Source organism: Streptococcus sp. ALY_208, from assembly GCF_058314295.1.
The window spans coordinates 77,019-91,617 of sequence record NZ_JBZFUI010000007.1 but is presented as its reverse complement, the minus strand read 5'-3'; the positions used below and the strand labels follow the sequence as shown (position 1 = coordinate 91,617).

At 39.6% G+C, this 14,599-nt stretch carries 14 protein-coding genes and 1 other RNA gene; 14 read left to right on the top strand and 1 reads right to left on the bottom strand.

What is annotated here, in order from left to right; all coding sequences use genetic code 11:
• Positions 1-67 precede the first annotated feature (67 nt).
• From AC4HAI_RS07825 to AC4HAI_RS07805, 5 genes are all read left to right on the top strand, one after another.
• Positions 68-592, top strand: a complete 525-nt coding sequence (locus AC4HAI_RS07825) for an SLOG family protein (RefSeq protein WP_491111135.1) — start codon at positions 68-70, stop codon at positions 590-592.
• A 99-nt stretch (positions 593-691) separates the two neighbouring features.
• Positions 692-1,033 (top strand): cell division regulator GpsB, encoded by a 342-nt coding sequence (gene gpsB, locus AC4HAI_RS07820; RefSeq protein WP_491079012.1) that lies wholly within the window; start codon positions 692-694, stop codon positions 1,031-1,033.
• Positions 1,034-1,052: 19 nt separating this feature from the next.
• Positions 1,053-1,425: RNase P RNA component class B (rnpB, locus tag AC4HAI_RS07815), an RNA gene on the top strand.
• A 78-nt stretch (positions 1,426-1,503) separates the two neighbouring features.
• Positions 1,504-2,670 carry a THUMP domain-containing class I SAM-dependent RNA methyltransferase gene (locus AC4HAI_RS07810; RefSeq protein WP_491111134.1) on the top strand — a complete coding sequence of 389 codons (1,167 nt, stop codon included), beginning with the start codon at positions 1,504-1,506 and terminating at the stop codon, positions 2,668-2,670.
• A 1-nt stretch (position 2,671) separates the two neighbouring features.
• Positions 2,672-4,225 carry a cell division site-positioning protein MapZ family protein gene (locus AC4HAI_RS07805; RefSeq protein WP_491111182.1) on the top strand — a complete coding sequence of 518 codons (1,554 nt, stop codon included), beginning with the start codon at positions 2,672-2,674 and terminating at the stop codon, positions 4,223-4,225.
• Between the two features lie 201 nt (positions 4,226-4,426).
• Here AC4HAI_RS07805 and AC4HAI_RS07800 read toward each other — a convergent pair whose 3' ends face one another.
• Positions 4,427-4,909, bottom strand: a complete 483-nt coding sequence (locus AC4HAI_RS07800; protein ID WP_491111133.1) for an S-ribosylhomocysteine lyase — start codon at positions 4,907-4,909, stop codon at positions 4,427-4,429.
• A 255-nt stretch (positions 4,910-5,164) separates the two neighbouring features.
• Between AC4HAI_RS07800 and AC4HAI_RS07795 the strand changes: the two genes are divergently transcribed.
• The 9 genes from AC4HAI_RS07795 (at position 5,165) to ftsL (ending at position 14,599) form a co-directional block, all read left to right on the top strand.
• Complete coding sequence (locus AC4HAI_RS07795; protein ID WP_491079016.1) at positions 5,165-6,772, top strand: ribonuclease Y; 1,608 nt, start codon at positions 5,165-5,167, stop codon at positions 6,770-6,772.
• A 131-nt stretch (positions 6,773-6,903) separates the two neighbouring features.
• A complete protein-coding gene (locus tag AC4HAI_RS07790) occupies positions 6,904-8,388 on the top strand; it encodes a BglG family transcription antiterminator (RefSeq protein ID WP_491079017.1) in 1,485 nt (494 codons plus the stop codon).
• Positions 8,378-8,803 carry a PTS sugar transporter subunit IIA gene (locus tag AC4HAI_RS07785; protein ID WP_491079018.1) on the top strand — a complete coding sequence of 142 codons (426 nt, stop codon included), beginning with the start codon at positions 8,378-8,380 and terminating at the stop codon, positions 8,801-8,803. The genes AC4HAI_RS07790 and AC4HAI_RS07785 overlap by 11 nt, the downstream gene beginning before the upstream one ends.
• A gap of 23 nt (positions 8,804-8,826) precedes the next feature.
• Positions 8,827-9,279, top strand: coding sequence for a PTS sugar transporter subunit IIA (locus tag AC4HAI_RS07780; protein WP_491079019.1), 453 nt, complete (start codon positions 8,827-8,829; stop codon positions 9,277-9,279).
• Positions 9,276-9,575, top strand: a complete 300-nt coding sequence (locus AC4HAI_RS07775; protein WP_491079020.1) for a PTS sugar transporter subunit IIB — start codon at positions 9,276-9,278, stop codon at positions 9,573-9,575. Before AC4HAI_RS07780 ends, AC4HAI_RS07775 begins: the two co-directional genes overlap by 4 nt.
• 20 nt (positions 9,576-9,595) lie before the next feature.
• A complete protein-coding gene (ulaA, locus tag AC4HAI_RS07770; RefSeq protein ID WP_491079021.1) occupies positions 9,596-10,945 on the top strand; it encodes a PTS ascorbate transporter subunit IIC in 1,350 nt (449 codons plus the stop codon).
• 217 nt (positions 10,946-11,162) lie between these two features.
• The gene (gene tkt / locus AC4HAI_RS07765; RefSeq protein WP_491111132.1) at positions 11,163-13,148 is read left to right on the top strand and encodes a transketolase; all 1,986 of its coding nucleotides are present in this window, start codon (positions 11,163-11,165) and stop codon (positions 13,146-13,148) included.
• Positions 13,149-13,304: 156 nt separating this feature from the next.
• Entirely contained in the window at positions 13,305-14,255 is a 951-nt protein-coding gene (gene rsmH / locus AC4HAI_RS07760; protein ID WP_491111131.1) for a 16S rRNA (cytosine(1402)-N(4))-methyltransferase RsmH, read from the top strand.
• 8 nt (positions 14,256-14,263) lie between these two features.
• Positions 14,264-14,599 carry a cell division protein FtsL gene (ftsL, locus tag AC4HAI_RS07755; RefSeq protein ID WP_491079024.1) on the top strand — a complete coding sequence of 112 codons (336 nt, stop codon included), beginning with the start codon at positions 14,264-14,266 and terminating at the stop codon, positions 14,597-14,599.

The window sequence follows — 14,599 nt, the reverse complement described above, 5'->3', positions numbered from 1 at the left end:
ACCTCTATGGGTATAAAACTCCATAATCCCGAATATTATACCATAAAAGCGTAAAGGAATACAGACTATGACTTCAATTCTTGTAGCTGGCTATAAAAGTTTTGAACTTGGCATATTTAATGATAAGGATCCTAAAATATCTGTCATCAAAAAAGCAATCGAAAGAGATCTTCTTAGTTATTGTGATCAGGGCATGGAATGGCTGATTTTTACTGGAAATCTAGGCTTTGAGTACTGGGCTTTTGAGGTGGCGGAGTCTTTAAAGGAGGAGTATGGCTTTCAAACAGCAGCTATTTTTCCCTTTCAGACTCATGGTCAAAATTGGAATGAGTCTAATCAAGAAAAGTTGAGACGTTACCAGCAAGCTGATTTTGTTAAGTATAGTTATGAAGCTTATCATAATCCTAGGCAATTTCGTCAGTACCATCAATTTTTGATTCATAATACTGATCAAGCCTATGTTTTTTACGATGAGGACGCTGGGCAGAGTAAGTTGAACTATTTTATTCAAATGATGCGAGAGACTCCGGGTTATCCAGTTGATTTTTTAACTTTTGATCGGCTCAATGAAATTTTATCTGAGGACCAATGATAAATTCTTGCTTTTTGAAATTATTGACGATATAATTATATCGATTAGTGCTTGTCATCGACAAGTTACAAGATAAATTTGATAGGTATGGAGATAGTAATGGCAAGTATTAATTTTAGCCCAGAAGAGATCGCTGATTATGACTTTAAAAAGAGCATGCGTGGGTATGACAGAGCTGAAATAGACGAATTTTTGGACAGTGTCATTCAGGATTATACGACTTATGCTGCGCAAGTAGCAGCCCTTCGTAAGGAAAATGAGAAGTTGAAGGCCGACTTGAAAAATGCTGAGTCACAACCTTCTACAACAGGAACCTTCTCCTTTGGAAACGATGGAGTGCGTACAGCCAGCGCTGTTTCGGCACAAGCTAGCAATATTGATTTGTTGAAGCGTGTCAGCCGTTTGGAAAAAGAAGTATTTGGTAAACAGATTGTTGACTAATAACTAGGTCAACTGTGCAATTTTTGGATAATCGCATGTCGTCTTTACGGTGGCATGAGGAAAGTCCATGCTAGCACTGGCTGTGATGCCAGTAGTGTTTGTGCTAGGTGAATCCATAAGCCTAGGGATGTCTTAAATGACATTACGGCGGAGTGACAAGGGCTACGTCTGTTGATAGGTCCTTGTTTCCTGAAAGTGCCACAGTGACGTAGCTTCTTGGGAAACTAAGAAGGTGGAACGCGGTAAACCCCTCAAGCTAGCAACCCAAATATTGGTCGGGGCATGGGATGGCTGGAAGACGAACGGACCATCTCGACTGCTTAGGCAGTAGACAGATGATTATCGAAAGAGATATGGCCTAGTATCTCTGGAACAAAACATGGCTTATAGAAAATTGCATAATAGGTTGTAAAGCTAGCTTAGGCTAGCTTTTATTTGTAAGGTGAACTAAGGACAAGATGGGGAATGTCATGAAGGAACGATTTGAACTTGTAGCAACTGCTGCAGCTGGTTTAGAAGCTGTTGTTGGCCGGGAAATTCGAGACAGAGGAATTGATTGCCAAGTAGAGAATGGACGTGTTCGCTTTAAGGGAGATGTCCAAACGATTGCTGAAGCTAATCTTTGGCTGCGTGCAGCCGATAGGGTGAAGATCGTCGTTGGCGAATTTGAAGCTAAAACTTTTGAACAACTTTTTCAGGGAGTTTTTGCTTTGGATTGGGAAAAATACCTGCCTCTCGGAGCTAAGTTTCCAGTAGCTAAGGCTAAATCTGTTCGCTCTAAACTTCATAATGAACCTAGTGTGCAAGCAATTACTAAAAAAGCGATTGTTAAAAAGCTACAAAAATATTACCATCGTCCAGATAGTGTTCCTTTGCCAGAGACCGGAGCGACCTATTCGCTTGAAATCGCTATTCGTAAGGACTGGGCGACGGTTATGATCGATACGACCGGCGATAGTCTTTTTAAGAGGGGCTATCGTACCGATAAGGGGGGCGCTCCTATTAAGGAAAATATGGCGGCTGCTATTTTGCTCTTGTCTAATTGGTATCCTGATAAGCCCCTGATTGATCCAACTTGCGGATCCGGAACTTTTTGTATCGAGGCCGCAATGATTGGGATGAATATTGCGCCTGGTTTCAATCGTAGTTTTGCTTTTGAGTCTTGGGATTGGGTGCCTCACGACTTGGTACAAAAGGTTCGTGATGATGCTGAAGCACAAGCTAACTATGATATTTCTCTTGATATTGAGGGAAGTGATATTGATGCACGTATGGTTGAAATTGCTAAGGCAAATGCCCTGGAAGCGGGTCTTGGAGATGTGATTAAGTTCAAGCAAATGCGGCTTCAAGATTTACATACGGATAAGACCAATGGCGTGATTGTTTCCAATCCGCCTTATGGTGAGAGACTCCTGAATGACAAAGCGGTTGATATCTTGTATAATGAAATGGGTCAAACTTTTGCGCCATTAGAAACATGGAGCAAGTTTATTTTGACAAGTGATGAAAACTTTGAATTAAAGTATGGTAGCCCGGCAACTAAAAAGCGTAAGCTTTACAACGGGACGTTGCGGGTGGATCTCTATCAATATTTTGGTAGGAGACAGAAACGATTAGATGGTATCGGAAAGGATTGATATGGATAAGGACGAGAAGAACCTCGAGTTTGAGGATGCTAAAGATCTAACCATTCAAGATGCTCTGAAAAAGCATAAGGAAATTGAAGCTGGTATTACTCCAGAAGATAGCGTTTTGGATAAATATATTAAGCAAAATCCGGAAAAGGTTGCTGCTCAAAAATATTCAGGAAAGCTCTCAGATTTCAACGGTATTGATACATCATCATTAGATACCTTTATTCAGCGCCAAAAAGAAGATTTAGTTGATAAAGGATTGTTGAATTCTACTGAAGGTCCTGCTAGTTCGGTCAGCCCTCAGTCATCTGAGGTGGCGGCAGCAGATTTTCCTGATTCGGAAGTGCAAGAGGCTCCATCTTCAATAGAAGAGGGAGTGGCTCAGCAAGCGGCACCAAGTGAGGCTGTCATACCTGATGAGGAAAAAGCTGTTCCTGCTTCTTTGAATCTAAGATCAGAGCAGTCTAGAAACGATGCATTAGATGATGAGGACACGTACGGTTTTTATGAGGAAGACCGTAAGGCTTCTAAGAAAAAAGTCATTGCGATCACATCGGGGATTTTGGTCTCTGCTATTGTTTTGCTAGGCTTGGGCTATGGTCTTAATACTTGGAATAATAATTCCAAAACAACTGTTAGCTCACAAACGTCTTCTAGTGATTCTGGTAAGAGTGACTACCAAGCCTTTGAGAAGACCTATAATTCGTTTTTTATCGATAAGGATCAGACGGAGCTGGATAATGATAAATTCTCTGAGATAGATGATTTAGAGAATCAGCTCAATGCCCTAAAAGGGACATCTTATTACGATGATGCGAAAACGGATTTTGATAATTTAGATCAGCAGGTCACAGCTATTAAGACCATCAATGGTCTCTTTAATAAGGATATTATCGTAGATGGCGCTCTTGTCAAAAAGGTTAGTGTCAAGAAGTCTGCTAATTTTGATAACCTGTCTGATGATGTGCTGAAGACTGGTAATGCTAAATTGGATAAATTAATCCAAAAAGCCATTGCTGAGGGTAAGAAACAGTTGAAAGCTTCTAAGAATAAGAAGACTTCAAGCGCTAATAAGCAGGGAGCATCAGGTAATGGATCTGCTCAGGCAACGCCTGCGCCGTCTAGTCCATCCTCTTCAGCACCAAGCCAAGGTGGTGGTAGCTCAAATCCAGGATCTGGATCAGGCTCTGGTTCAGGTTCAACGCCATCGGCACCAGCTGCCAAGGGAAATATTCGCCAAGCAGGTATTACTAACTATGATCCTGCTATTCTGCAGCGTGATCGCAGTCGTGTTCCTTATAATGCGACAGTCGTCCAAGATGTTAACAATACAGCTTGGATATTCGGAGAAGGTGTTCTAGAAAAGATTATTGCAACTGCTCAGCAGCGTGGGCATTTTACTGGTAATAATTTCATTTTAGAGCCTGTAAATATTATCAATGGGCATGGCTATTACAACATGTATAAGGCTGATGGGACTTATCTTTTCAGTATCAATGCACAAACTGGATACTTCTTTGGTAATGCCAAGGGTCGTGCTGATAAGGCCGATTACTAAAATCTTGATAAACTGCAAAAGAGTCTGGAAAAATCCAGACTCTTTTGTATTGTACTAGAATTATCGGACTGATACCGTGCTTGGAAATTAGACTTGTTGCCTTCGTTCAGTCTTATGAACAGCTTATTAGAGATTTCACATTAATGGATCACCGCTGTTTGACTTTTTGCGATTGTGTAAAGTAGATAAAGGGGAATTCTTTTAAACGATATGGCGCTTAAAAGGATCGTCTGAGATTCCTTGTGATAAAATCAATTTTGCCCATTCTTTGGCAGAGTGAAGGCTGTGATCTTTGTAGTTGCCGCAAGACTCAATCGTTGTTCCTGGGACATCTTCCCAAGTGACTTGATTGGCGATGGCTTCTAAGGATGAGGTGATGACTTTTGCGATTTTGTTGGCATCTTGTTTACCCCAAAAAATCATATGAAAACCTGTGCGGCAGCCAAAAGGTGAGCAGTCGATTAAACCGTCCATGCGTTGGCGGATGAGCTTGGCTAGTAGGTGCTCAATAGTGTGTAGTCCAGCTGTATCAATGGCATTTTCATTAGGTTGGACTAGGCGGAGATCAAAGTTTGTAATAGTGTCCCCCAAAGGGCCTTGCTCTTCCGAAATAAGTCTAACATAAGGTGCTTTTACAGCAGTGTGGTCTAGTTCAAAACTTTCAACAGTAACTTCTTTTGACATAGCTATCGTCCTTTCAGCAATCTATTTTTCTTATCATAACATAATCTGGTCAATTGTGCTTATGGAGACGAGGAGAACTTGGTTTAAGTGGTGAGTTTTTCGTCTTTTAAGCGTTTCTCTTGTTTTTGTATAGATCTCTTTCTCAAAATCTGCGACATATAGGAGTTTTATCAGATTATTGAGTTATTCTCTTAAATGTGGTAGACTTAAGGTTAGCCTTTTAAGGAAAAAATGTATTAGAGTTGAGGTTAAAACATGCTAGAAACTATTTTAGCGCTTGTTGCGATCCTCATCGGTTTAGTGATTGGCTATGTTGCTATGATGGCTAAGACTAAGGCAGATCGTGAAGCTGCAGCCTTGGTCCTTGCAAATGCTGAGCAAGAAGCTGTAACGATCCGTGAAAAAGCCAAGGATGACGCTGACGCTATGCAGCAAACAGCGCAGTTGGATATCAAGGCGGAACGTAAAGCTATGCTTCTTGATGCTAAGGAAGAAGCCAGAAAATATCGCGAAGAAGTTGATAAAGAATTTAAGTCTGATAAACAAGAGTTGAAGCAGATGGAGTCGCGTCTGAGCGAACGTGCGACTAGTCTTGATCGTAAGGATGAGAATTTGTCTAGCAAAGAAAAAGTGTTGGACAGTAAGGAACAAAGTCTTTCAGATAGATCTAAACATATAGATGAGCGAGAGGCAAAAATCGCAAAAATCGAAGAAGATAAACAAGCTGAGTTGGAACGAATCGCTAACTTATCGGCTGAAGAAGCCAAAGCAATTATCTTGGCTGATACAGAAAAAAATCTGACCCAAGATATTGCGACTCGCATTCGAGAAGCAGATGAGGAAGTGTCACGCTCAGTGGATAATAAGGCTAAGAGTATGTTAGCTCAAGCTATGCAACGCTTGGCTGGTGACTATGTGGCTGAACAAACGATTACGACAGTGCATCTGCCTGATGACAGCATGAAGGGGCGCATTATTGGTCGTGAAGGACGCAATATTCGAACCTTGGAAAGCTTGACAGGGATTGATATTATCATTGATGATACACCGGAAGTGGTTGTCCTTTCAGGCTTTGATCCTATCCGTCGTGAGATTGCTCGGATGACCCTGGAAGCCCTTATTCAAGACGGACGTATTCATCCTGCTCGGATTGAGGAGCTGGTTGAAAAAAATCGGCGGGAAATGGATAATCGCATTCGTGAAGCGGGTGAGGCTGCTGCATATGAGATTGGGGCACCTAATCTACATCCAGATCTTATTAAGATTATGGGACGTTTGCAGTATCGGACGTCCTATGGTCAAAATGTTCTTCGGCATTCTGTTGAGGTTGGTAAGTTGGCTGGCATTTTGGCTGGAGAACTTGGTGAGAATGTTGCCTTGGCTCGTCGAGCAGGGTTCTTGCACGATATGGGAAAAGCCTTGGATCGCGATCTAGAGGGTAGCCATGTTGAGATTGGAACTGAATTTGCTAGAAAGTACAAGGAAAATCCTGTTGTTGTCAATGCGATTGCTAGCCACCACGGGGATGTTGAGCCTGAGAGTGTTATTGCAGTTCTGGTTGCAGCTGCGGATGCGCTCAGCTCAGCTCGTCCAGGGGCTCGCAATGAATCTATAGAAAACTATATTAAACGTTTGCGTGATCTGGAAGATATAGCTTCTAGCTTTGAAGGTGTTGAGTCGAGTTTTGCTCTGCAAGCCGGTCGTGAAATTCGTATCATGGTGCAACCTGGAAAAGTCTCAGACGATGAGGTTACGATCTTGTCGCATAAGGTTCGTAAAAAAATTGAGGATAATCTTGACTATCCCGGTAATATCAAAGTTACTGTTATTCGTGAATTACGGGCTATTGATTATGCTAAGTAAGAAAAAGGTTCCTAATCCAGTGAGGATAGGAACCTTTTTAAGTAGATAATTGTCCAGAGCAGTGGACAAAAAAAGAGTCATATCTTCTAATTGATAGAGTAAAATAAAGGTATAGATGAGGATGATACATTATGGTGAAATTGAAGCAAAGTGATTTATTGACAATACTGATTGATAGAAATGGTTATATTACAGCTGAAGAGTTGTCCAGGCGATTGGATGTTTCATCAAAAACTATATATCGCTTAGTAAAAAAGATTAATGCGACTGAAGAGAGTGGAGAACTTATCCACTCTGAATCAGGAAAGGGCTTGAAACTTAATAAAAATTTGTATTATCAACATCTAGGAAATTTTCATTCAACTCAAGAAGAATTTTCAACTGAAGAAAGACGTAATAAAATGTTGGAACATTTGTTGCTGATTTCTCCCCACTCTGTATCAATTTATGAGATGGTAGAAAAGTTTTTTGTGTCGGAATCTGTTCTGTTAAAAGATAAGAGAGAAATTCAGAGAAAAATTGATGACTATCATTTAAAGTTGATAATCAGTCATGGTGAAATATCGATTGTTGGTGATGAATTCAATTTACGAAGTGCTATCGCTGATTTGGTTGCCACCTTTAGCTTGATTGACTTGGAGAACTTGAGTCTCTCAAATACTGATAAAAGTATTGATTATGATCTTGCGAGATTTATCTTATCTGAAATCAATCAAATAGAAATTGATTTGAATGTTTCTATCCCTTATCCCTATAATGTTAATATATTTTCACATCTTTATATAATGGTTGTTAGAAGTAAGCGGTTTAGAAGTATCCCTAATAATGCATATGTCAATATTTCTAGTATTGAATTTTTTGAAGATAATAGTTTAAAGACTGAGAGTCAAAAGGTGATCGATGATCTTTCTCTTTTTGTTGGGTTTTCTATAGCTGAGGAAGAGGTTTACTATTTATATCGCTATCTTATTTCTTCTAGGATGCAGGTAAATAATGAAGAGGTAGATGTTTATTTTCCTAAAATAGTATATGGGGTAACTCGATTTTATTTTGATAATATCACTTTTTTGAAAGAAAAGTTGATATTGGATAAAGATACTATCTTCACAGATTTAGCTAATCATATTAGTCCAATGTTAAAACGATTGGATAATAAGATTCGTATAAAAAATGTCATGCTAGATGAGATAAAAAGAAATTATCGAGAAATCTTTTTAGAATTAGAGAGTTTATCCTTAAAGGTCGCTGATAAGTATGCTATAGGTTCTATCAATCAAGATGAAATAGGTTTCCTTGTTCTGTACTTTGTCCGTTTTAAAGAGATGATTAGAGAGCCTATCAAAGTTTTATTGATGTGCTCATCAGGCATTGGGATATCACAATTATTGAAAGTTAAAATTGAAAATAATTTTAAAAACATTGATATACTTGAGGTTACTTCGAGTTCAAAGTTTCAGGACGCATTAGAAAGGTATCCTGAAACAGATTTAGTGATATCTAGTATTAATTCTGAAATTTCAATTCCAGTGGCAAGTATTTTGGTAAGCGCAATGCTAACGGCTGAAGATCAGAGAAGAATTAGAAATGCAATAGAAGAGATATACTATGGTAGATAATCATAATCTGTTTAAAATTTTTTATAATCAAAATTTGCAGAGTCGGCATGAAGTATATAATTTTTTAGCAACCTATCTTTGTAGGGAGAATGATTATCTGTCTCATAGTGATGTTGTTGAAGCATTTCTTGCGAGGGAGGCTGTTGGAAATATACAGATTGCTAAAAATACTGTACTCCCACATTTTGAGAGTCATAATGCTAACAATCAAGTGATAATAATTAGATTACATTCCCCAATATCTTCTTGGTCAAGTGATATTGATGATATACGATTAGTTGTTGCGATTACCTTTAATCGTAATGAAAGTCGAGAGCGGTGCCTGACGGATTTTATCATGAAATTGGTAGATGATAGTTTTATTGATTATTTGTTAAATGAGGAAGTAATTAATAGAAATAAATTACTAGATTAATCAGTTATTAGAGGAGTGGTTTTATGCTAGAAAAAATGTTGACAAAAGATGTCATAATCTTTAGGGATAGTGTTGAGGACTGGGAGGAGGCGATACGAGTGGCTGCACACCCTTTATTGATTAATAAAAAAATTGAAAATAGGTATGTGCAAGCGATGATTGATAAAGTGAAAGAGTTCGGACCCTTTATACATATTGGAGATCATTTAGCTATGCCTCATGCAGGATCAGATGAGGGGGTGTTAGAAAAAGGGATTTCAATTTTAAAAGTTAGTCAACCAGTTAATTTATTGCATGATTCAAGTCATCCTATCAGTGTTTTTGTTTGTTTGGCAGCTAGTGATGCTAACTCTCATTTAGAAGCTTTGAGAGAATTGACGACAGTTCTATCTAAAAAAGAGAGTCTACAAGCTTTGCTTGATGCACAAAATGAAAATGAGATAATGAATTTATTTGTAGAAGGAGAAGCAAAATGAAAATTTTAGCAGTATGTCAAAGTGGATTAGGAACAAGTTTTATGGTTCAAATGAATATTGAGTCAGCTTTAAGTTCACTTGGTGTAGAAGAGAGTGATTTTGAGGTTAATCACTCTGATTCTGGTAGTGTTAGCGGTGATATGGCTGATTATTTCTTTGCTGAAAAGACATTAGTACCAGCTCTTACTAATCTACCTAATGAAAAAATAATTCCGTTAAATTCCATCATTGATGCTGATGAAATTAAAGAGAAAGTAATTCAAGTCCTTGATCAAAATGGAATTGCTCATACTTGAAGCAAAAGAGGTGATCTATCATGAAGGCTATTCTTAATTTATTTGTATCTATAGTGACTCAACCAGCGATTTTAGTTGCTTTGATTGCATTGATTGGACTAATTCTTCAGAAAAAGAAATTTTCAGATATAATGTCTGGGACTATTAAAACAGTTGTCGGTTTCTTGGTATTAACCGGTGGCGCTGGAATACTGCAAAGTTCTCTTGAGCCGTTTGCAAAGATGTTTCAGGTTGCTTTAAATACGCAAGGTGTGGTTCCTAGTAATGAAGCTGTGGTAGCTATTGCCCTTAAAGATTATGGGAGTCAAACTGCCTTGATTATGTTTGTTGGTATGATAGTTAATATTTTATTAGCTAGATTTACTAAATTTAAATATCTGTTTTTAACAGGTCAGGCAATGATGTATGTTTCTTGTATCACAGCGGTTATACTTATTAGTGCTGGTATAAAGGTGGATGCTGTAGTTATTCTCCTAGGTGGTTTATTTGAAGGAACTCTATTAACGATTACCCCAGCTTTATGTCAGCCTTTCATGAAAAAAATAACGGGTAATGATACTGTGGCTATGGGGCATACTGGTAATATTGGTTATGCTATTTCAGGTTGGATTGGTAAAGTGTTTGGTGACAGTAGCAAATCAACTGAGGAGATAAATGTTCCGCAATCATTTGGATTTTTAAGAGATTCTACAGTGTCAATTATGCTTTTGATGAGTGTGGTCTATATTGTTTTAGCGATTGTAGCGGGTCCACATTATGTAGAGAACGAATTAAGTAATGGAACTAGCTCGTTTGTTTATGCTATTATCCAAGCCGGAACTTTCACAGCAGGTTTTGTGGTTGTACTCCAAGGAGTGCGTATGGTTCTTGCTGAAATTGTTCCAGCCTTTCAAGGTATCGCAAAAAAATGGGTTCCAAATTCAAAGCCAGCTTTGGATGTTCCTATCATCTTTTCCTATGCGCCTAATGCTGTACTAATCGGTTTCTTTACAAGTTTTATTATGGGTACATTGTCTATGCTAGCTATGATAGGATTGCACACAACTGTTATTATTCCAGGTGTTGTTGGTCACTTTTTCTGTGGTGCTGCAGCTGGAGTATTTGGTAATTCAACTGGTGGTAGACGTGGAGCGGTTTTAGGTTCTGCAGTTAATGGATTGCTATTAAGCTGGTTGCCATTATTTATTTTGCCACTGTTGGGTACTTTGAACGTAGCTGCTTCAACTTTTGCAGATACCGATTATCTTATTCCTGGATATATCTTAGGTAAATTAGGTGGATTTGGATCAGGAATCCTTGTTTTAGGAATTTTATCTTTTGTTGTTATTACAGTACTGATCGGTACTTTAATAAAACCTAAGTCTGAGTAAATAGTTATTGTATCTACTATTAGACTGTTATTCGTGAATTACGGGCTATTGATTATGCTAAGTAAGAAAAAGGTTCCTAATCCAGTGAGGATAGGGGCTTTTTTGTGATTGTCAGTGAAATATTGCAGTGAAAATCATTATAATTTATGCTACAATAGGGACAGTAATGTATGGTTGTTGAGGCTAGTCCTCATGAAGTAGAAAGGTCGTTTTCTTTATGACATTTGATAAGATTGATCAGCTTGCTGTCAATACCGTTCGTGCTCTCTCAGTAGAAGCGATTCAAGCGGCTAATTCTGGTCACCCTGGTTTGCCAATGGGGGCTGCTCCAATGGCTTATGTGCTGTGGAACCATATTATGAATGTGAATCCTAAGACCAGTCGCAACTGGACAAATAGAGACCGCTTCGTCTTGTCTGCAGGTCATGGGAGTGCTTTACTCTATAGCTTACTCCATTTATCAGGTTATGATGTGAGCATGGATGATTTAAAGCAGTTTCGTCAGTGGCAATCTAAGACGCCAGGACATCCAGAGGTTAATCATACTGATGGTGTTGAAGCGACTACAGGGCCGCTGGGGCAAGGGATTGCCAATGCTGTTGGTATGGCAATGGCGGAAGCTCACCTGGCTGCTAAGTATAATAAACCGGGATATGAGATCGTTGATCATTATACTTTTGCTTTGAATGGTGATGGTTGTTTGATGGAAGGTGTCAGTCAAGAGGCTGCTAGTCTAGCAGGGCATTTGAGACTTGGTAAATTGATACTTCTTTATGATTCAAATGATATTTCTCTTGATGGCCCTACTTCTATGGCCTTTACTGAAGATATTAAAGGAAAATTTGAAGCCTATGGCTGGCAGCATATCCTTGTCGAAGATGGTAATGATCTAGAAGCTATTGAAGCAGCTATCAAGGCTGCTAAGGCTGAAACAGAGAAGCCGTCTATCATCGAAGTCAAGACAGTTATTGGTTACGGAGCTGAGAAGCAAGGAACCTCAGCTGTTCATGGTGCTCCGCTAGGTTCTGAAGGGATTGATTATGCTAAGAAAGCTTGGGGTTATGACTATCCTGCTTTTACAGTTCCGGAGGAAGTGGCTAAACGTTTTGAAGTCGGTATTAAGTTTCGTGGTGAGGCGGCGGAAAATGCTTGGAATACGCTCTTTGCAGAATACGAAAAGGCATTTCCAGAGTTAGCCAATGATTATAAGGAAGCCTTTAGCGTCAAGCCAGATGTTGTTGAATTGCAAGCCCATGAAGTTGGGACTTCTGTAGCTAGCAGAGTTTCAAGTCAAGCGGCTATCCAACAAATTTCTAAGCAGCTAGGTTATTTCTGGGGAGGTTCAGCGGATCTGTCTGCTTCCAATAATACCATGGTCAAGGCTGAAACAAACTTCCAAGCGGATAATTATGCGGGGCGTAATATCTGGTTTGGTGTACGCGAATTTGCTATGGCAGCTGCTATGAATGGGATTGCTCTTCATGGCGGATCACGTGTATATGGCGGTACTTTCTTTGTTTTCTCTAACTATTTATTACCAGCTGTTCGTATGGCAGCCCTTCAAAGTCTTCCAACGATTTATGTCATGACCCATGACTCTGTTGCTGTTGGTGAGGATGGTCCAACGCATGAGCCAGTAGAGCAGTTGGCTAGCGTGCGCTCGATGCCTAATCTAAATGTTATTCGTCCAGCAGATGGAAATGAAACGAATGCTGCATGGCAGCGTGCTTTGGCGGAGACGAATCGTCCAACCATGTTGGTTTTGACCCGGCAAAATTTGCCTGTCCTGTCAGGAACCAAGGAGCTAGCTAAAGATGGCGTCAATAAGGGAGCTTACATCATTTCTGAAGCCAAAGGAGATCTTGATGGTATTCTTATTGCGACAGGATCTGAGGTTAAATTGGCTCTGGACACGCAAGAAATTCTTGAAAAGGAAGGTAAGCATGTGCGTGTCGTTTCGATGCCATCGCAAAATCTTTTTGATGAGCAAGATGCTAGTTATAAGGAAAGTGTCTTGCCAAGGACAGTTACTAAGCGTTTAGCTATTGAAGCAGCCTCTAGCTTTGGCTGGGGTAAGTATGTTGGTCTTAATGGTAAAGTTCTTTCTATTGATACCTGGGGGGCATCTGCTCCGGGTGCTAAGATCTTTGAGGAGTACGGATTTACAGCTGAGCATGCTGCCGATCTTTATAGATCACTATAAAAAGACGTTAAAGAGGCTGGGATAAAAGTTCTCAGCCTTATTTATTTGGTCTATTTTAGAGTGGTTGGATATCTTTATCTTGGAGTGTGCTCTTATTTTACTTGGTCAGTTAGAATAATGGGACATAAGTCTCTAATTTATGGTAAAATAAAAGTTATGGCAAATGAATTTCATCATGTGACAGTTCTTCTTCATGAGACCGTTGATATGCTGGCTATTAAGCCAGATGGTGTCTATGTTGATGCTACTTTAGGAGGAGCAGGTCATAGTCGCTATCTGCTGTCTCAGTTGAATGAGCAGGGGCATCTTTATTGTTTCGATCAGGATCAGGCAGCTCTTGATTATGCTCAAATAGCCTTGAGAGATTATGTGGATCGAGGGATGGTGACCTTTATCAAGGATAATTTTCGCCATTTGTCCTATCGACTGGCTCAAGAAGGAGTTCAAGTCATTGATGGCATTGTGTACGACTTAGGTGTATCTAGCCCTCAGTTGGATGAGCGTGAGCGTGGCTTTTCTTATAAAAAGGATGCCCCTCTCGATATGAGGATGAACCGTGACGCTAGTCTGACGGCATATGATGTTGTTAACACTTATGATTATCATGATCTTGTGAAAATCTTCTTTAGATATGGGGAGGATAAGTTTTCCAAGCAAGTGGCTCGAAGGATTGAGCAGGCTAGACTTGCTAAGCCGATTGAGACAACGACAGAGTTGGCAGACATTATTAAATCTGCTAAGCCGGCTAAGGAACTAAAAAAGAAGGGGCATCCGGCCAAGCAGATTTTTCAAGCTATTCGTATTGAGGTCAATGATGAGCTAGGAGCAGCAGCGGAGTCTATCCAGCAGGCCTTGGAACTTCTGGCGGTGGATGGTCGTATCTCTGTTATTACTTTTCATTCGTTAGAGGATCGTTTGGTTAAGCAATTGTTTAAGGAAGCTTCAACAGTAGAGGTTCCCAAGGGCTTGCCCTTTATTCCAGATGAGCTGCAACCAAAGGTAAAAATTGTTAATCGTAAACCAATTTTGCCATCAGATATAGAGTTAGGTGAAAACAATAGAGCCCATTCTGCTAAATTGCGGGTGGCTGAAAAAATTCGAAGGTAGGGGAGTGTATGGCTAGAGATAAGCGAGAAGAGCGTGCGATACGAGAAGCGTTTCAGCGGCGTTTTCGCCAGTTTTCTAGATTAGAGATTGCTTTTTATGGCTCCATTATTTTGGCTGCTATTTTGATGGCTGTGAGTACTATTTATTTGCAGAGTCGCAATCTGCAAGTCAAGCAGGAAATTACAGAAATCAATAGCCAAATCAATGAAGAAGAAACATCTCTCAATAATGCTAATCAGGAAGTCAATGAATTGAGTCGTTCGGACCGGATTACTAAGATAGCTGAAAAGGCAGGCTTGACGATTGATAATGAACATATTGAAAATATTGGGAGTGAAGACTAG